The organism is Legionella fairfieldensis ATCC 49588 (assembly GCF_000621525.1).
Lineage (GTDB): Bacteria > Pseudomonadota > Gammaproteobacteria > Legionellales > Legionellaceae > Tatlockia > Tatlockia fairfieldensis.
In genome coordinates this window covers 1-19,073 of the sequence record NZ_JHYC01000010.1, presented here as the reverse complement: position 1 = coordinate 19,073, position 19,073 = coordinate 1, and the positions used below count along the sequence as shown (strand labels likewise).

Genomic DNA, 19,073 nt, shown 5'->3' with positions numbered 1-19,073 from the left:
GTTGTGGTTTTATCTTTATATGACCGGATTAACGCTTATGCTGCGAGCAAAAAGGAAAAAAAATTCCATCCTGATAATGTAAAAAAAACATTTTTTACTTCATTGGCTAAACAATATTTAACCGTGGGTAATTTAACTCAAGCGTTAATGAAATTAAACGAAACAGAGCGTTATCAACTTTTTTACCTGGGGCGAAAGTCAGGTAGTCCGGAAGAAAAAGCCTCTTCGAAGTGTCAGGCTGCTCGATTAATTCAAACAATTTATCGCGAGTTGGGTGTGCCTCTGTCTGATTCACAACTCGAAATTATTGTTGCTCATGGTTTATCCCAGGAATCCGGGCCAGGTAACGCTTTACGAGAGCAACTGCTTAATTATACTTACCAGTATTGGCAGCAAAATCCGTTATCTTCTGTAGCCATCAATCATCTTGAGCGAGAATTAAAAGGAGAGTTTAAAAAAGCATCAGCACATTTTGCCATGCAACTTCCGGAAGATTTCTGTAAATCTTCATCTTTGATTACTGCCCTTAAAAACACTGCCAAGTTATTTGAAGGAGTATTAGCCTCTGATCAATCTCATAGAGTTTATGACTTTTCTATGAGTATGTTGTGGCTGTATCCCAAAGCTCCCGATTATTTTCCCGAAATCGTAGCTCGATTTTTCGATAGAGAGGTAGAGAAGTATATCTCTCCATCCCACTTCTCCTTTTACAACCAATTATTCTGCTTTTGCAAAAAAGAAATTAGACCGGAATTTATAAATAGTCTCTGCAAAGTAAATGCAGACTTTGCTGCGGTGGTAGTACGTAATTCACAGGATTTTTTCACCTTGCCCCCTTTAATGCAAGAGAAAGTATTCCATTCATTAAAATATTATACAACAAAACATCAGCTAATTAAGGGCGTACGACCAGATAGCTCGACAGAATCTGCTGACTCACCGCTAAGCGGTTTTAATCGCAACGAATTATACGCTATTTTGGATAATCCTGATTACCGTCAAGAAGCTGCTCAATGTGAAAAGCATGAAACGTTTAATAGATTACTTCAAGTTGTCGTTCAACGTGCTTTTAAAAATCAGGCGGCAGCATGCAGTAGTCTACAGAAGAAACCTGCCCTCAAGATAATAGACGCTTATCTTCATAAGCAACCTAACTGGTTTAAAACAGATTTTTTCCGCCAATTGCGTGAGGAGATTGAAACCCAGGGATTATCTGTCGAATTATTACAAAAGAAACTAAACCGCACAGAACTGGAGAAGTTGTTTGCCAAGTGGACCGGAGCCAGGAATTCACGCGCTATGGGTGTAATGAAGGAATTGTATCAACTGGCTTGTCTAACAGAAGCAAAGGTGAATGAAGAACAACAAGCGGCGCTGGTTAGCGGACACTTAATGCCATTCCCAAAATATGAGGCAAATGCAGCCCGGGAAAACTTTTTAAAAAAGCAAGTTAAAAGACTATTGTTGCAACCTGCGAGTACAGGTAACTCTCGGGAAGAGCAGGCAATAAAAAAGGAATTGACTTACTATCGCTCATTTTCCCGATTTTGGCAGTCTCGAAAATTAAAAAAACAAAAGAAAGCCGAAGCTGTTTATCAAAAAATACTGGTAGAAAAAGGTTTGCAGTGGGTAAAAGAGCAGAGAATCCCCGCTGTTTTTGATACTCAAGGTCATATTTTAGTGAGGGTCACTTTACAAGAGGAAGATTATGCCGCGATTGTGTTTGCGATTCGCCCCGAGTATGGGGAACTACTTGATAAGCCAGATGTCAATAAGCAAGGATTATTAGAAGAGCTGCTGGGGACGAAAATTTCTTCCACTACGTTTTGTAATCTGGATGTCGCTCAGGATGATTATTTACGCAATCAATTTATCGTTGCTGTTCAGGGCGATAAACCTTCTGAGGAACTTGATCAGATTTTACAAATTTATATGTCTTCTAATGAGCGAGGTTCTGTCATAGCGCTACAGGAAGAATTAAGTATGCATGTTTCTTTGTGTTGGCGAGCTCTTAAGCGTTTTAAACAAGAGGGGAAACACGACACGGGGAATTCGGGTGCCAATGAACACCAAATGCCAGAGGCTTTACACGCACTCAACCACGAGATTAATCAATTAGTACTGACTAAATTTCGCACTATTTTGGCAGAGTCTTACACGGATAAAAGAAGTCTTGTCATCAATTATGAAAAAATAAACAAGGCATTGGATGAAGCACGCAAAGAATTAGCGCCTGAATGCCGAAAATTGCTAGTCAAGGTGTTCTCTGAGACCATGAACCCAGGCGAATTACAGCGATTTGAGCGAAAAGTGTCTAAAGAACTTACGGATCATTTTTTTACTAGTACTTCAGCAACTAATCTCGATTATTTACGTACGGATGCCAGCAACAAGACTGTAGGGCGTATTAGTGCAACAGAACATACGGCACATAATAAAGAGTTTGGTAAAGAAAAACAGGCTTTACGGCTTCTTTTACGTAACCATTATGATGCTGGAACTGGCAATGTAGTACCCTTTGATCAAACAATTGAAGCACGGGTTCCTGCTATTGCTGAAAAGAAAAAAGGCCATACGGTAACGGTCAGGGACGTAGCCGATAAACTTGATTACAGTCAAAGCGTGTTAAGAGCAAAAGCAGGAGGATATAAAGGGCCTCTCATTTATAACTTGCTGACCTCCACCTATCTTAAGATTTCCGATTATTTATTTATTGATAAAACCAAACAGCGGGCAAGTGCTGCACGTATCTTAAAAGGCGCGCATCTTCATAATTTCAATCAATTGAAGCGTGGAGAAACTGAAGCCTTCGTCTATGTACAAAATGTTTCGGTTAATCAGCACGGGCGATCATTAAATATTGATGATTTTGATGATGCAACTGCCGAAGCGACATTAATGACGGACGTTGCTTTGTTAGCAACATTCAATCATTACGCTTGGGTATTTCCGCCGAGCTTGCGCGATACGATAACCCAAACACATGAAAACGTGCAGGCCCATTATCTTCATTTTTTACCTCAGGCAAAAGACGGTGATCATTATTTTAAACATTCAGCTCAAGGCCAGCAGGTAATATTCGATATTGCCCGGCAAAAAAAGCAATGGCAGGAACCTATCCAGTCTATGTTCGCAGCAAATGACTTACAGGCTTTGGTGGTGCAGGCACTATTTAAAATGTTTGCTAATAATGATTATCAAAAGCAGCAATTTGGGATGTTAGTTCAGGCTCTTTCTATCTATATAGAACCTTTGTCACAAGCCGGTTGCAAGAGTGCTAATGAACGTTATCAAGCTGTGTCAGGACGTGTTGAATTGTTGAAAAGTATTGGCCGTTTTTCTCCAGACGATGTGGCGGCAAAAAAATCCAAGGGGGAGGAAACCGAGCGTCTTGCTGTTTTTACGGCTTTGAAGGAGTTTGTGGCAGGTAATGGAACGGTTGCTGCGATACAAAAAGCAGTGGATGTTGCGTACAATAAGCACAATCTTCAGGGGTGCGCTGCCGCTTTGAGTGAAGAAGATCAAGGCGCTGCCTCAAAAGTGCAGGCTTTTGCCACTTCCGGGAATAATAAAGGCGCTATCCGTTTTTTTGAATATAATACGAATCATGCCGAAACAGGGTATTTAACTCGTTTGTGGCAAAAATTTGCTGATAGTATGCAGGCCCATAAAGCGCATTTAGCGGCGGCATTTAAAAAGTTGTTTAAAGGACAGGTCATGGAAATGGAAAAGACTGAAGAAAACAACTTGCCAGACTCTCTTCCATCATTGAACAGGTGAATGGTTATGATTCCAGGTTTTTAATGTCTCAACTCACCTCATTACTTTGCCTGAGAGAAGATCCCCCCGCTTTTCGCGGGGGTGACATCAATAAAAATTAGGTGAAGTCAAATAATTTCAAATAAATCAATTACCTCTCAGGTGCGCAAAAAATGAGAAGATCTCTCAGCGCTTGGCCGCAGCATCCAGAGAGCGAGGCACAATACAGCATTTTCCTGAATGCCGTGAACAAGTCATGGCACGTAGGACTTACGATTGGCAGGGTAAAGTTCTTAAATCGAATGATCTTGTTTTTTTCGATTTTTGTTTTTCCACTCGGTGTCGATAGAACCTTTTTCGTGGCTGTTCAAGTTTTTGTCCAAGGCAACTCTATTGTCAAAAACAAAACAACTTCCTTCCCATAATGATTGTTCCTGAGGAATGGATGCCAGATAATTTAATATACCGCCATTGAGTTGATAAACGTTGTTAAATCCAAGCTGTTTTAGATAAGAGGTTGATTTTTCGCAGCGAATACCTCCAGTACAACACATCGCTATTTTTTTGTCCTTCTTATCAAGCAGATTATGTTTCACATAGTCAGGAAAGTCCCGGAAATTTTCCGTGTCAGGATTAACCGCGTTTTTAAACGAGCCTAGTTTTACTTCGTAGTCATTTCGAGTATCAATTAAAATAACTTCCGGATCGGTAATTAATTCGTTCCATTCTGCCGGATTTACATGAGTTCCCGGAAGAGCTATCGGATCAACTTTTTCCACACCCATGGTGACAATTTCTTTTCGCAGTTTCACTTTTGCTTTATCAAAAGGATTAAACTCATCATAGGTTTCAGTAAACTTCAGATCCTCTAAACCGGGATAATTGTTTATTTGGGTCATTAATGGTAAAAGGTCTTCCTTCTTCGCGCAAAAACTGCCATTTATCCCTTCGCTGGCCAAAATGATAGTGCCTTTAATTCCTTTTTCTTTCATTGTTTTTAATAAGGGCTCTCTCATTAACTCATAATCATTAAGCGGAGCAAATTTATAAAAGCTTGCAATTACATAGGGTTTCATTGGCGGACCTGATTAATAAAAGAGAAAGTTAGATTTCGAGTTGATTAATAATAACTCAATCCAGCCTCTCATGATTCAATAATTGACGGTATTTTACTATTATTTTAGTTTTGAATAAATATTGAGCGTAAAATCTTCTGTTAAATAACCCATCTAATAAACTTGGCTTACCAACAAGTAAATGGATTAATAATAATCAATAGTGGTCGTGGTTACATCAATTGGATCGGTATCAATAATAGTAACAGGGCTATAGTAAACCGGGGTTGTCACTACAACCGGACTTCTAACCACTGCGGGTCGGGTGACCACGGTTTTGGTCATTATAGCGGGTGTATAGGTGACACGGCGATATTCAACAGCGGTATTAGTACAACAGTTACAGGCGGTTAACAAGATTACAAGAGGAGATAATAGTATCCATTTCATGATGAACCTCTAATCCATTCTTTTATAGGAATTGTAGATTATTTGAACACCATTTGCCAATTTAATCGGAGTTTTCTTTCTCCTGGTTTTCGTTGTCCACTGGTGTCGTATCCAGGTAATAAAGAAAAGCAAACAATTGCGCTACTGCCAGATAGAGTTTAGGGGGGATTTCCGGATGCAGACGTACCTGGGCAAGCAAGGAGGTTAATTCTTCCTTTTCCTGCAGAGGAACCCCAAGCTTCTTTGCGACACTAATAATTTCCTCCGCGAGAAAACTTTCTCCGCGGTTGAGTGTTTGCAACGATGTTGTGTCTCCAGGATGTTGGATGGTCGCTTGGTGTTTATCATCTTTCATATTCGTACATCCAATAAACGCAAATCACAAGTCTCAATATCGTGAGTTTCCAAACCTGAATGCAGGCACCACAAACGTAAAGTTAATCCTGCATTCGTCAATAAAGCATCAAAGGCTTGTTGATTGGCAGCCAATAGTTCTATTGTTTCCTGTTTATCCACATTGAGATGAACATCAATAGCTGAATCCTGTAGTTTTATTTTAGCCTGGATATCACCTAACGTGGCAAGATTAATTGCAAAAGTAATGGACCACGCTGAAGGGAGTTCGGATTTTTCATGGGGAGATTCTTTAATAAGTAAAGGGATAATATCGATTCCTGTATCCGTATGCAGCGGAAAATCAAGCATTAAATTGAAAGGTTGATCATTGGTTTGCAATAAATGGGTCAGTTGGCTGGTTTTAATTCGTGCCAGTACCTGTTCAGTTTGCTCCCGAAGAATATGCAAAATCCTGGGGGTAGATAAGCCCGTAAACGTGGGGAGAGGGAGACGAGGCAAGGGTTGAGGAATAGCTCCAGGAAGTGGTAATAATTCCGATTGGGTTGTTGGCGTTACCGGATTGGCAGGCTGTGCGCCTTCCTTGATAAGACTGGCTAATAGACGAAGACATTGTCCCTTAAAATCATGCTGCAAGATGCCAGTTCTGTGGGTTTTTCGCCAGTCCAATAAGGAAGATTCCCAAAAAAGTCCGCAGCTGGCTACAGCGGGAGCTAATTGTTGTAACTGAGTAATAGAAGCAATGCTTGATAAAATTTGATCAATTTGTCCTCTAACAGATAAGGGTAAGCTGTCAGTTTTTGTAAGTGCGCTTAGAGAAGCCAGCAAGTGATTCGCTGGCGCCTGTTTGGGTAGCGTTTGTGCTAAAGCGGTGCCAATAAAGGGAAGAGCTTGTGATGTTTCTCTTAGTATTTGTAATATAGCAATGCCATCTTCATAGTGGGCTACTTTTGCTTCGAGTAAATCACCTGATTCTAAATGATGCGAAGTTTGGGCATTCATGACTTCATCATCGATACTAATTATGATCTGATTCTCAGAAAGGCGCTTAACAATTTTAGCCTTTAAAATTTGTCCAACATACAGCTTTATCCCTGGTTTGGTAAGTTTTAATTCTTCTCCGGCAAACAGATGTGCGGTAGGAGTGTAAGTAAAATCAACAGCCATGTCTTTTATTCCTTTAATTCGCTTGTCATATACAAGGCCATTTCACTATACTGATGACCACTGTTATCGGCTATCAAGCAAATTACTTGATAGCGCCCACAGTATCATTGCGCAGTATAAAGCAAAAAAGGACCAGAGTCTGTTGATAGTAAATTAACCGACTCGTATAGACAGGGTGTAAATGATGTTAGATAGAGCAAGCATAGTCGATGAACAATTTATCAGTCGCGTCAATCAAGCGAATTTTCCTGAGCCTGCAAGTTCAACCAGCTTTCTGGAAGCCGAGTTGGATAAAAAAGGTGTAATCGAGTTATTCGATTCCCAAATTAAATCCCGTTTATTAGATCTTATTGCCCGTCAATTAAAAGAGAAAGGATTGGCGTATTACACGATCGGCAGCAGTGGTCACGAAGGTAATGCGGTATTTGGCCAGGTGTTTAGAGCAAGCGACATGGCTTTTTTACATTATCGTAGCGGCGCTTTTTACTTACAGCGAGCCAAACAGATACGAAGTTGTGATGGTGTACGTGATATTCTGCTTTCTCTGGTTGCCGCTGCCGCCGATCCTATTGCTGGGGGACGTCATAAAGTATTGGGTAGCGTACCTCTGACCATCCCGCCACAAACGTCAACGATTGCTTCTCATTTACCCAAGGCATTGGGTGCCGCGTTATCCATTACACGGGCTAAAGAATTGGCAATTAACTCTAAATTGCCTGCTGATGCAGTGATTCTTTGCTCATTTGGTGATGCATCTGTTAATCATGCTACGGCACAAACTACTCTGAATGCTTGCTCATGGATTACCAGTCAGCAATATCCTTTGCCCTTGATTTTTATCTGTGAAGATAACGGGTTGGGAATTTCTGTCCCTACGCCCACGCATTGGATTGAAGACACAATAAAACAACGTCCTGGCTGGCATTATCTTGCTTGTGACGGATTAAATCTTGCTGATATTTATTTAAAAGCAAAACAGGCAGAATATTGGGCACGTATAAAAAAACAACCTGTTTTTTTACACATGAAATGCACGCGCCTGTTAGGCCATGCCGGTTCTGATATCGAGTCTCAATACAATAGCCAAAAAGAAATAGAATACAGAGAAGCGAATGATCCTCTATTGCATACAGCAAGGAGCCTCTATGAGGCTGGCTGGATGAGTCAAAAAGCCATTCTGGATTTATATCACGATAACAGAACGCTTATTGAAGTAAAGGCGATGGAGGCAATTCGTCTTCCTAAAATGACTTCGGCCCAGGAAATAATGTCTTCATTACTACCCAAAACACGAAATAAACGAGTTTATTTATTTCCCAATGAGAAACGACGTGCGCGAGTATTTGGAAGTGCTTTTAACCAATTGACCCTGAAACGTAATTTATGTCAACACCTTAATTTCGCTTTAACGGATTTAATGTTGCAATATCCCAATATGTTAATTTTCGGCGAAGATGTTGGTAAAAAAGGAGGGGTTTATCGCGTGACGGCTGATTTACAGGCACGCTTTGGTCAACGACGCGTCTTTGATTCGCTGTTGGATGAGACAACTATTTTAGGTGCGGCAATAGGTTTGGCACATAATGGTTTTTTGCCTGTTCCGGAAATTCAATTTTTAGCTTACCTCCATAATGCTGAAGATCAATTACGAGGGGAAGCGGCTACCTTATCGTTTTTTTCTAATGGCCAGTATCAAAATCCCATGGTAATTCGTATTGCTTCTTTAGCCTATCAAAAAGGATTCGGTGGTCATTTTCATAATGATAACTCCATCGCAGTGCTTCGGGATTTACCAGGCGTTCTGGTTGCTTGTCCTTCCAATGGTTCTGATGCTGCAAAAATGTTGCGTACCTGTATGCGGTTAGCTCATCAAGAGGGTCGTGTTGTGGTTTTTCTGGAGCCTATTGCTTTATATATGACCAAAGATTTACACCAACCTGGTGATAACGCCTGGCTTTTTGATTATCCTGCTGTCGATGAAATGATAGAACCGGGGGAGGTTGGGGTGTACGGTGAAGGGGATACCGTTATTCTCAGTTATGCGAATGGTTATTATTTATCCAGACAAGCTGCAAAAATACTGAAAGAAGAGCATGATATTGCAGTAAAAGTCGTGGATTTACGCTGGCTAAGTCCCTTACCTGAAGAAGCAATTCTACGTGAGGTCGCCAAAGCGAAACGCGTTTTAATTGTCGATGAAGGACGACAAAGTGCGTCACTTAGTGAAGGTCTTATTACTTTATTAGTCGAACAGTCATCTAATCGGTTAAAAATAAAACGAATTACAGGCGAAGACTGTTTTATTCCGTTAGGTACCGCATGGCAATATTTATTGCCTGATCGTGACACGATTATTGCCGCTGTCAGAGGTTTAAATTCAGTTAGAGGAGAGAAGGAACGTGGACGACTTGTTATTTCTTGATGAGCAATTAGAAGCTGATGAACGAATGATCCGCGATAGTGTGGCTCGTTTTGTCAGTCAGGACGTTATACCTTTAATGGCTGATGCGTTTGAGCATGGTGATTTCCCCAGACAATTGATTAAAAAATCGGCCGAATTGGGCTTGCTGGGATTAACTCTGCCTGCTCAATATGGTGGAGCCGAAGCATCTTACGTTGCTTATGGACTGGTTTGTCAGGAACTGGAGCGAGGTGATAGTGGTTTACGCAGCTTTGTTTCTGTCCAAAGTTCCCTGTGCATGTATCCTATTTTTCGCTATGGTAATGAGGTTCAAAAACAACGCTTTCTCCCTGCAATGGCTGCCGGAGAAATTATCGGCTGTTTCGGTTTAACAGAGCCTGATTCAGGTTCAGATCCCGCCAGCATGCGAACTTATGCAAAAAAAGTGGCAGGAGGCTGGCGTTTAAATGGCGCAAAAATGTGGATTACGAACGCGTCAATTGCCGATATTGCTATTGTTTGGGCAAAAACCGATGAGGGTATCCGCGGTTTCATTATAGAAAAGGATTTCAAAGGGTTCACACGTCTCGAAATTAAACAGAAAATGTCCTTGCGCGCCTCAATCACCGGTGAACTGGTTTTTGAGGAGGTCTTTGTACCCGATGAAAACCTGTTACCAGGCAGCAACAAAGGGTTAAGTGCACCATTGAGTTGCTTAAGCCAGGCACGTTATGGTATTGCCTGGGGAGCTATCGGCGCAGCAATGGCCTGTTTTGACATCACTCGAGATTATCTATTGGAGCGTAATCAATTTAATAAATCATTGGCTTCTTTTCAGCTGGTTCAGAAAGATTTGGCTGACATGTATACAGAAATCATTAAGGCACAATGCCTGAATCTGCAAATTGGTCGTTTAAAAGATCAACAACGCGAAACCTCCGTTATGATTTCTTTAGCGAAAGGTAACGCTTGTCGCGAAGCATTGAAAATCGCACGCGCCTGCCGTAACCTTCTGGGAGCAAATGGTATTAGCCTGGAATATCACGTGATCCGCCACATGTTGAATCTGGAATCAGTATTTACCTATGAAGGTACAGATAATGTCCATACTTTAGTTTTAGGACGGCATCTAACAGGCATTAATGCTTTTTAACCAGTTAGAGAGAAAGTCATCTCTTTAGACTGGTTATAATCTTGTTATTTTTAAAGAGACGAGTTATTATTCGCATCCAGTCGGGGCGTAGCGCAGCCTGGTAGCGTACTAGCATGGGGTGCTAGTGGTCGAAGGTTCAAATCCTTCCGTCCCGACCAGTCTCATCAAGGGTTATAACGAATCCACATCCCCTAGCATGAATTCTTGGCTACACTTCTGGCTACACTTTCAAAATTTTCCATAGGCTAGTGTGTAAAAAAAATAGCTCCTCAATTCAATTGCCACTTTCATCTATTGAATTTATAATCGGCACTCTGCTAAAAAATAATTTTGAACAAGGAGATGTGATGAAAGAATTTTATATTAATAGAATCGATGCAGAAGAAGATAAAGATGAGTATATGCCTTGGTAACTAAAGAAGAGAAAAAGTATTCCATCTGATATTTTGCTGTAGAAGTAGTATGAAATTAATCTTAAACAATGATGTGTTTGCAGTAATCGATGATTTCTTAGAGCCATCCCCTTTTGAAAAAATTTGGAATTTTATTCAAACTGAAAAATTTAAGTTTGTTCATTCTTCTAGATGGATAAATGCTTTTAGTCTCGAGGATGGCGCTCCTCTGTGGGGTAACGTTACTATTTCTCATTCAAGGCCTGAACCCTGCACTACAGAGCAAATTTACCCTACCGATACAACAATTGATTTATTTATACAGGCACTAATTGTGGGCTCTGCGGAGTTTTCTCATTTAATAGGGTTTAAAGATAGAGATTGGGACTTTTTCTATGCTAGGCCCTACCTTTACCCAAGGGGTTCAGGACTTTCTTGGCATACCGACGGAAAATATAAAATCTCAGGCGCGTATGTTTATTACTGTCATCCTAATTGGGATATGAATTGGGGAGCCGAATTATTAATTAATCCTATACACCAGCAAGAATTTGAATATCCTGAAGTCTCTTTAATTAATAATGAGATGAAAAAAGCAGGGTTCCACCTTAATAGCTCAGAGTTGAATAACTATATTGGCGATGGAATAGGCTATTATATCGTACCGAAACCTAATCGATTGGTTATTTTTAAAAATAATATTTTGCATTGTATAAAAAAAGTAGAAAATGCAGCAGGAAATCATGTACGGGCATCGATAACTGGTTTTTTTATGAGTAATGACAAAATACAGGAAGTGAAAGGGGGGCTGAAAAGACCATTCATTTATAATTATTAGTTTGAGCCCCACCAAATTATAGACAACCCCCAATCTTAATATGCTTGGAATTAAGAAATGAATTTAGTGCACGAAATATCCCCTACACAGGCTCAAGAAAAAGTAAATTTTGTTATTTTGATACCTCATACGGATGAAGTTACTTTATATAACCCTATACTTAGGGAAGAAGATGTTCCTTATAATGAACAACCAAGTCATTATCAATTTAAAAAATGGTCTGCTTGGTGTTCTGCTCATTTCTCCTCTTATTACTACTTTGTTAAGTATAAAAATGCTCTCTTAAGATGTAAGCAATTTTTGTATGATTTTGGGCCTTTATCAACATTAGATCATGCTGCTTTATACGATCATTGGGTTTGGGAAATGAAACCCCACGTTTTGAATCAGGAAAGTATTTGTTGGATTGGTTATGATTATTCGAAATCTAAAACGTTAAGTTTTTTATCCCATGGAACTAATATTGAACTTCGTTTACTTGAAGGAAATTTGAAGGATGAGGAGTTCTTAGATCTTTGTAAATTTTTTTCTCCTCTTTCATCATCAAGTGAAATCTTAGAAAAGAGCTTTTTTGAACTATCGTATTGGTCACGCTACAACAACTGCGTAGAAAATGCGTGCATTAATAGAAATGAATATAAACCACCTTCAAGTTTATGGAATTTAAGATGGCCAATGCATAATATCCTTAGAAGTAGCAGGCCGGATTCCTATACTAAGTATTTAAACCATCTTAACTTAGACTTTATTCCAGATAGCCAAATTATTTATGGTAATGAAAATCAAGTAGAAGAAATTCAATTTGTTATGTTTCCGAAGAATGAAAAGAAAAACCAAATTGCATGGTTTCGTGTTTTCAATAAAGCCTCTTTCCCAATAAAGAAGCCAGCACTTTCTAGATTGCCAAATATGAATTCATTTAGTGGATACAGTAATTTTAATTTAACTGTCCTAAACCCGAAGAGTGATATGATTTCCAGCAATATATACATTGCCAGTGTTAATAATTGTTATGGGCCACATGATGCTCTGTGGTGGGATAATGAAAATACTTATTTACTACAGCTAAGCGCTAGTGCTAATAACTCTATAGAGTATTTTAAGGGAATTTTTTGTCAACTTATGGATGACAAACGATCAATGGACTCATGCACTTTTAGTATGGATATATTAAGCTAGCACCAAAAGCTACCAGTAAAGCTCCAATCCACTGATATTGGGAAATCTTTTCACCAATAAAATAAGCAAATATTTGCGCAAATACCACTGAGGTATTACGAAGAGTAAGGGCTAGACCAGCTTCAGCATGACGCAATCCAATTAAAAATAGCAAGAAAGATAATGCACTTATAATTCCTCCTAGAGAAGTCATTTTCCAATTGGATTTAACTTGTTCTTTGAATATTTGTCTTTGTTTTTTCTTCATCAAAAGAAAAACACAAGGCAAAGCAATCCATAAAGCTGCAGAAAAGAGCGCAGCTGGGTTTGCACCATATGCTAAAGAACGACCGTAGCATAAATGATAACCAGCAATGCAGATGCCACATAGAACAGGAAATAACAGTTGTCTTGATTGATCAGGGTTAAAAGTTTGGCTTGTTAGTATCAATCCAAAAAGAACAGAGGATACACCAATGACACTAAATAAATTTATATTTTCACCAAGGAAGCATGCTGAGATAAACCAGACAATTACCATGGCGCTACCTCGCATAATAATGTAGGCTTTCCCAAGCGAAGACTGACTAAAACTGATAGCTAATGTGATTATATAGCCTCCTTCAAATAAACCGGAGGTTAGTGCCCATAAAAAGGAATCAGATGTTTCAAACAATGGACCAGAGAAAAGAGGAATAAATAGAAGCGAGAATACAGTTGCAAAACTCATAATTCCCAATACTTCGTAATAGGGAGTTGAATTGCGTTTGGCAAATGTATTCCATGTTGCATGGAGTATTGCGGATAAAATTATAAATACACCAGAACCCATTTCAGTTCATTTTGAGTTAAATAATCGATTATTGTAACATTGAATCAACGGGCTATAATACTTGTTTAAAACCTAATAGAAGTTTCAAAGTGGTTTTAGAGTTTAAACTAGTAGAAAAGAAGCCCCAAAGAGGGGCTTAATAGCTTGAAAAAATATATGCCTGTCCACCAAACTCTACCGAACAATAATCACTAATAAAAAGATCACGAGCAAAAGCTTCATAATCAAAATAGCAGATCAAACTATCCGGCAATTGATGGGCATAACAGTCATCAAATAACTGCCTGGAAAAATCAACCTCTGAATCATAACAACCTTGGTAATGCTCCTCCAACATAGTTTGTGCATCATCTATCGAATAGTCAGAGAGAAGAGCTAAACCCAGCTCCCCGTGTTCTTGGATAAATGAGGTGTACTCCACAATATTGCATATTGATTCGTACTCATGGATTTTGATGCTGCCGAATCCTTCATAATCATGTATGGCATATTCTTCAGCATTGGGTTCAGGGCTGTTATCCAGCATTTCCCAGATTTCTTCTATGATGTCATCTTCGCTTTGCGTGGCATCTATCCAAACACCATACAATATGGAGTTATTGTAAGAGGCTAAACAGGCAACGTAGATTGAAGGGGTGTCCATGGGATTATCTCCTTGTGTTAAGGGGGCAATCCCACACAGGAGCTTGCTCCCGTGGTAGGGTATGATCAAAACGGTAGTTCTTCTGAATCGGGTTGCAGTATTTCTCGCATCTGAGCCATGTGCTGTTCTGCGGTTTTGCTGCTTGATTCATCAGTAGATTTGGGTGTGCTGAGTAGCTGAATATGGCTGACAACAATGCTTAAGGCTTGACGCGCTTTACCTTCATTGTCAGTCCATTGATTAGAACGTAGTTTGCCTTCAAGGTATACTTGCGCCCCTTTCTTTAAATATTCAGTCACTTTAGTCAGCTTTCCAAAAAGCACTAGCTGATACCATTCCACTCTGGTTTGCCATTCATCATTCTGTTTGAATGACTCATTGGTTGCTAAAGTGGCTGTGACAAAAGATTGTCCGTCTTTTCCGGTGATGCTTTTAGGATCAGCCCCTAAATTGCCGATTAATTGAACGCGGTTTAAAGATGCAGTCATTGTATTCTCCTGTTATTTGTTAAATGTGAGCGCATAACAGAAAAACATCCGCATAGGCAGATGGTTTTCTGTTATGCAGATAAGACTTAAATCGTTTCAATCAACAAGCGATTCGTTGAGTATCAAACAGTTTGACAAAAGAAATCAGAGATTCCAGTTTGTGCATACTTAACTCTGCTTGCTGAATATCATGGGGATTGATTTGCAGTCGGTGGCGACTTAAATCATTGACACAACAATTCAGCTCAAACAGCAAATGTTCGATCTCAAATTGTGCTGGTTCCAGTTGTTGCATTATAGGCTCCTTGGAAATAGGGAGGATTAGCCCCAAAGGGACTATTAATCCCAATTGGGTTATGCAAAAAGATCACCGAAACATCGGTTGATTTACCTGGTTATTAATGATGATGTGCTCGAAGCACTCCTCGGGCGCAAGGCCGTAAAGACAACTCCTGATGGGGTTTCCCTGCTAAACGCTTTGCCATGGAATTAGGGAACAAGATGGCATATCACAAGACCTGTAGGTTTCGTCAGAATCGCACTGACTCTTCAGTTGTGTTGCTTTTAGATTATCAAGCCAGAACTGGAAATCAAGCGCTTTTTCCAAATGATAGTAAATGAACTTATTTGAAAATTTATTAATACACAGTTTTCTGATAAGTGATACAATTCAAAGATTAGCTCCCCGTTATTTGAGTATTATTTAGATGATTAAAGCCTCCTCAAATGAGTTGCGTTTTTGTTTCAGACCAATGAATAAATCTCAACATGAACTTGTTCTGGCGTGGATTCATCAGCCACATATTAATGAATGGCTTCATGGTGATGGTCTAAGTAATACGATTAAAGACATTGATCAATTTTTAAGTGATGGGGAATCGTGGGCTACTCATTGGATAGCCTATGATAATGAAATCCCATTCGCTTATTTAATTACTTCTGAAATAGAGAAATCAGAAGAATATCTTGATGGTGCAGTTACTCTAGATTTATTCATTTGCAGATTGGATTATATCGGTAAGGGATTATCAGTATGGATGATTCATGAGTTTATTTTAAGTCAATTTTCTGATGCAAAAATAGTGCTTATTGATCCTGAGATCTCTAATGAGCGTGCGGTTCATGTTTATAAAAAGGTTGGTTTTGAAATTATTGGAGAATTTCTAGCTTCATGGCATCCAGTGCCACATTATAAAATGAAATTGTGTATTGAAAAGCTAAAAAAACAAAAAGTGTCAGCCTAAATAAATTTTGGTTATGGATACTCTGGAGTGGCCGAGGTCTCTACTTATAATTCCACGGGCTTCACGATCTATTGCTTTTTCTGATTGAGACAAATATTTAGATGATTTTCCACCCTCAATTGGACATTTTAATGACTGTTTATCTGGAGAAAGCTGACTCGTGATTTCATGATATCTTTTTTGAGCATAGGCATGACGCAGACCATGGCACTTTTTAAGTCCCAGCTTTTCTGTTTCAGTTTGGTATTGCCTTAAATATTGTTTATAGGTTTTGCCTTTGGGGATCAATGATCGACCATGAGGTACTTGCTTAATCGCTTTTTCTAGCCATTCTTTTTGTTCATCGTTGGTGATATCTATGGATCTCCCAATACCGCCTTTTGTCCAGCTGGATTTTAATATTAGACGGTCCCCTCTCCAAGCATCACTGATAACTAATTTCATTGACTCTTCACGGCGTAAACCAAAGAGGCATTGGGCCTCAAGAGATAGACGTATCATTGGATTTTCGCATTTTGAGAAATCTACGTTAGTGATGGCTTTGTTATGTGTTGGCACATAATTCCGCTTGTCAATTTGATAATGATCATTGCTCGGCTTGATCAATTCTGGTTTATTGAGCCAGATAGATAACTTCCTTAGTTTAGACATGTAATTTTTGATAGTAGCGGGGTTTTTACCCAGTTTTTTCCAGTGCTCTACTAACACATAAATGTGTTTTGATTTTAGCCCTTTAACATGAGCAACCATAAAACCCTGGTCATGTAGATCCTTAATGCAGCGATTTAAGATATGGCGTGTGTCGGCTTTGCTGGCATGGGAATATACGCCTAACTCTTTGACACATTCATTGATCGAAAATAATGCGCTTTTCAGCTTTGATTTACTCATGGAGGTATGCCCATAGTGTGTTGCGGGATTTTATTCCCAGTTCATCATGTAATACTAAACAGGTTTGGTAGTTGCCCAGAATCGGTAGTAAGTATTCGTACATCTGTCTTGCATATAAATAACGCCAGGATTTTTTTATTGGGATGCTGTGGTCTACCAGTGCATGATTCCAATCTAGCTTGATGCGTTTGTAGCTAAAAAAATGTACCAGGCTTTGCCTATTGGTTAGTTGTTCTAAATCAGACAGAATATTTTTTTGGATTTCATTTCTGATAGGAATGGTTCTATCCACCGAGTTAAAAGTGATCTCGCGTGTGAGCGAGAGTTTATGTTCTTTAATATGGATACCTGGCCTAATATGTATTGCTTCACTAAAAGTTAGGCCAAATTGTGTTTGCAGTGCCATGATGATACGTGGTGTCCTATCAGAGAATGATTCCCAGAGGTTAGGTTGCCATTTTAATCGTTGGCGTTTTGGCTTTTTTCTTTGCAATTGCAAGGATTTGTTATCAATATTGAGTATTTGACAATCAATATCCTGTAAATAATTTCTGATAATTGTCATGTAACGCATAATCGTGGCGTCTTTGACACGGTCTTTTTTCCAATATTCAACCAGCTTTTGAATATGCTCTGATTTCATGACTTGCCATGAGGTAGGCACATCACCAATGCAAAATAAATCATCAATCATTTTTTGTATGACGTAAGCACGCTTTTTCTTTTCTTGATAGCTGCCTCGGTTATCAAGCTGAAAGTACCGATTAGCAGTTTGTCTTAAGGAATATTGTCTCATCATCCAATCCGAAAATTCATTTGCCCTGTTTCTGGTTTAGTGTTGGTCGAGCGGCTCACTCAAAAATGAAACCTGGCAAAAGCCATAAAGCTCGAAGTTGGGGGGCAAAACAATCGTTATAAGGCAAACGATCTCGCCGATTATTACAGTTTTTCTAGTGGTTATTTCTCCTTATTTTGCTGATTAATAAAAACGACAAGACAATGGGCCTTGTCACAAGTCCATGGTCAAATTGAAATAAATTGACTTAAACTCCCGAGGGAGTTGCCCTGCCGGATGGCAGAGATTCCTAGATGGTTTTCCCGACTGAACGTCTAGCCACAGAGTTAGGGAATGAAGTGGCTTTGCACAAGACGTTGGATACGTTTCGCTGGAATCACACCAGCTCTTCAGTTGTGCTTCATTAAAAAGTACCAAAGCGGTGCTTGCTGCGCAAGGGTTTGAAGAAGAGAATTTTGTCCTGACGCCAGACGGGCGCCAGGACAAAATGCGCTAATGTTTTGATTTTACCCGGTAAAATCAAGGTTGGTTTTCTGCGTCACTGCACAAAATTGCAGTGACGCAGAACAGAGGAGTAGAATACGATGCATTAATGATTGGGTTATATATTGTCAAAGGATACTCTGAATCAGACTTACGTTCATTGCCCCTCAAAAATTTGTTTTGTGTAGTCTAAACTTGGAGGGATTATATGTATGCAGAAGAAGGATTAATATTAATTTTATAGAACTGGGGAACATGAAAATTTTTATTGGAATATCAAAAAAATAAGGGGGCATGACTCACATGAAGCATATCAGACTGTCTAAAATAGAAAAAATGAGCTTTTTTAAGGTTGTTCTTATTGTTATTTTTTTCTTCACAGCAATAAACGCCTATGCAGGCAAGGAATCCTATCATATTAAATATCATAAAGATTCCAAAATAAAAAATGTATCTTTATCCAATATCGAGATATTAATAGAGTTCCATCGTAATGGAAATTCAATTGGGAGAATTACTACAAAAACAAGTAATACTCAAGATATTAAGATAGACAACACTTATGGAAAAAATTTGATTATTCATATCCTATCAATGAATATTGATGGAAAAAGGATAAGATGCTGGGGTGTATCGGTAATCCCCCCATTTTTAACTGACACTAAAAGTAGAAACCTAGGCTGCTAGAGCCAATTTTCTTTTGGGTGGTATACCTCCAATAGCCGAGTTAGGACGTTCATTGTTATAAGACCAAAGCCACTTGGTGGCCTGTTCCTGGACTTGTTCAATACTCTCAAATAAGTATTGATTAAGCCAGTCATACCGAACAGTACGATTATAGCGCTCAATATAGGCATTTTGCTGCGGACAACCTGGCTGAATGAATACAAGCTCAATATCGTGATTTTTAGCCCATCTTGCGAGCTTATGGCTTACGTATTCAGGCCCATTATCACAACGTATCTGCTT

The 19,073-nt window shown here is 39.3% G+C and carries 18 protein-coding genes and 1 tRNA gene; 8 read left to right on the top strand and 11 right to left on the bottom strand.

Annotated elements, in window-relative coordinates:
• Window positions 1–3: 3 nt before the first annotated feature.
• Window positions 4–3,780, top strand: a complete 3,777-nt coding sequence (locus T345_RS0103740; RefSeq protein ID WP_028388158.1) for a hypothetical protein — start codon at window positions 4–6, stop codon at window positions 3,778–3,780.
• Between the two features lie 272 nt (window positions 3,781–4,052).
• On the opposite strand, the gene trhO is transcribed toward T345_RS0103740, so the two are convergent.
• From trhO to fliK, 4 genes are all read right to left on the bottom strand, one after another.
• A complete protein-coding gene (gene trhO / locus T345_RS13485) occupies window positions 4,053–4,835 on the bottom strand; it encodes an oxygen-dependent tRNA uridine(34) hydroxylase TrhO (RefSeq protein ID WP_084273727.1) in 783 nt (260 codons plus the stop codon).
• A gap of 186 nt (window positions 4,836–5,021) precedes the next feature.
• Window positions 5,022–5,264: a hypothetical protein gene (locus T345_RS14730; protein WP_028388157.1), complete on the bottom strand. Its 243-nt coding sequence runs from the start codon at window positions 5,262–5,264 to the stop codon at window positions 5,022–5,024.
• A 61-nt stretch (window positions 5,265–5,325) separates the two neighbouring features.
• The gene (locus T345_RS13480; protein ID WP_035918094.1) at window positions 5,326–5,619 is read right to left on the bottom strand and encodes an EscU/YscU/HrcU family type III secretion system export apparatus switch protein; all 294 of its coding nucleotides are present in this window, start codon (window positions 5,617–5,619) and stop codon (window positions 5,326–5,328) included.
• Window positions 5,616–6,785: a flagellar hook-length control protein FliK gene (gene fliK / locus T345_RS0103720; RefSeq protein ID WP_028388156.1), complete on the bottom strand. Its 1,170-nt coding sequence runs from the start codon at window positions 6,783–6,785 to the stop codon at window positions 5,616–5,618. The genes T345_RS13480 and fliK overlap by 4 nt, the downstream gene beginning before the upstream one ends.
• A 184-nt stretch (window positions 6,786–6,969) precedes the next feature.
• On the opposite strand from fliK, the gene T345_RS0103715 reads away from it, so the two are divergent.
• The 5 genes from T345_RS0103715 (at window position 6,970) to T345_RS0103690 (ending at window position 12,748) form a co-directional block, all read left to right on the top strand.
• On the top strand, window positions 6,970–9,207 hold the full coding sequence (locus T345_RS0103715; RefSeq protein ID WP_028388155.1) for a thiamine pyrophosphate-dependent enzyme: 2,238 nt from the start codon (window positions 6,970–6,972) through the stop codon (window positions 9,205–9,207).
• Complete coding sequence (locus tag T345_RS0103710; protein ID WP_028388154.1) at window positions 9,185–10,339, top strand: acyl-CoA dehydrogenase family protein; 1,155 nt, start codon at window positions 9,185–9,187, stop codon at window positions 10,337–10,339. The genes T345_RS0103715 and T345_RS0103710 overlap by 23 nt, the downstream gene beginning before the upstream one ends.
• A gap of 81 nt (window positions 10,340–10,420) precedes the next feature.
• Window positions 10,421–10,497: transfer RNA gene (locus tag T345_RS0103705), tRNA-Pro, on the top strand.
• A 304-nt stretch (window positions 10,498–10,801) separates the two neighbouring features.
• Window positions 10,802–11,569: a 2OG-Fe(II) oxygenase gene (locus tag T345_RS0103695; RefSeq protein WP_014842633.1), complete on the top strand. Its 768-nt coding sequence runs from the start codon at window positions 10,802–10,804 to the stop codon at window positions 11,567–11,569.
• Between the two features lie 57 nt (window positions 11,570–11,626).
• A complete protein-coding gene (locus tag T345_RS0103690) occupies window positions 11,627–12,748 on the top strand; it encodes a hypothetical protein (protein ID WP_014842632.1) in 1,122 nt (373 codons plus the stop codon).
• Here T345_RS0103690 and T345_RS0103685 read toward each other — a convergent pair.
• From T345_RS0103685 to T345_RS0103670, 4 genes are all read right to left on the bottom strand, one after another.
• Window positions 12,726–13,559: an EamA family transporter gene (locus tag T345_RS0103685; RefSeq protein WP_014842631.1), complete on the bottom strand. Its 834-nt coding sequence runs from the start codon at window positions 13,557–13,559 to the stop codon at window positions 12,726–12,728. The two genes, T345_RS0103690 and T345_RS0103685, sit on opposite strands and share 23 nt — an antisense overlap.
• A 136-nt stretch (window positions 13,560–13,695) precedes the next feature.
• The gene (locus tag T345_RS0103680) at window positions 13,696–14,202 is read right to left on the bottom strand and encodes an antirestriction protein ArdA (RefSeq protein ID WP_014842630.1); all 507 of its coding nucleotides are present in this window, start codon (window positions 14,200–14,202) and stop codon (window positions 13,696–13,698) included.
• A 65-nt stretch (window positions 14,203–14,267) separates the two neighbouring features.
• Complete coding sequence (locus tag T345_RS0103675; protein ID WP_014842629.1) at window positions 14,268–14,690, bottom strand: single-stranded DNA-binding protein; 423 nt, start codon at window positions 14,688–14,690, stop codon at window positions 14,268–14,270.
• Between the two features lie 100 nt (window positions 14,691–14,790).
• Window positions 14,791–14,985 carry a hypothetical protein gene (locus tag T345_RS0103670; protein ID WP_014842628.1) on the bottom strand — a complete coding sequence of 65 codons (195 nt, stop codon included), beginning with the start codon at window positions 14,983–14,985 and terminating at the stop codon, window positions 14,791–14,793.
• 412 nt (window positions 14,986–15,397) lie between these two features.
• Between T345_RS0103670 and T345_RS0103660 the strand changes: the two genes are divergently transcribed.
• Window positions 15,398–15,934, top strand: a complete 537-nt coding sequence (locus T345_RS0103660) for a GNAT family N-acetyltransferase (protein ID WP_014842627.1) — start codon at window positions 15,398–15,400, stop codon at window positions 15,932–15,934.
• Here T345_RS0103660 and T345_RS0103655 read toward each other — a convergent pair.
• Window positions 15,926–16,825: a phage integrase N-terminal domain-containing protein gene (locus T345_RS0103655; RefSeq protein WP_014842626.1), complete on the bottom strand. Its 900-nt coding sequence runs from the start codon at window positions 16,823–16,825 to the stop codon at window positions 15,926–15,928. The genes T345_RS0103660 and T345_RS0103655 overlap by 9 nt on opposite strands.
• Window positions 16,818–17,621 (bottom strand): integrase, encoded by an 804-nt coding sequence (locus T345_RS0103650; protein ID WP_014842625.1) that lies wholly within the window; start codon window positions 17,619–17,621, stop codon window positions 16,818–16,820. The genes T345_RS0103655 and T345_RS0103650 overlap by 8 nt, the downstream gene beginning before the upstream one ends.
• A gap of 786 nt (window positions 17,622–18,407) precedes the next feature.
• Here T345_RS0103650 and T345_RS13475 point away from each other — a divergent pair.
• Window positions 18,408–18,791, top strand: a complete 384-nt coding sequence (locus T345_RS13475; protein ID WP_044497860.1) for a hypothetical protein — start codon at window positions 18,408–18,410, stop codon at window positions 18,789–18,791.
• Here the strand turns inward: T345_RS13475 and T345_RS0103640 are convergent.
• On the bottom strand, window positions 18,780–19,073 hold a 294-nt coding region (locus T345_RS0103640), incomplete at its 5' end, for an integrase core domain-containing protein (protein ID WP_028388153.1). The two genes, T345_RS13475 and T345_RS0103640, sit on opposite strands and share 12 nt — an antisense overlap.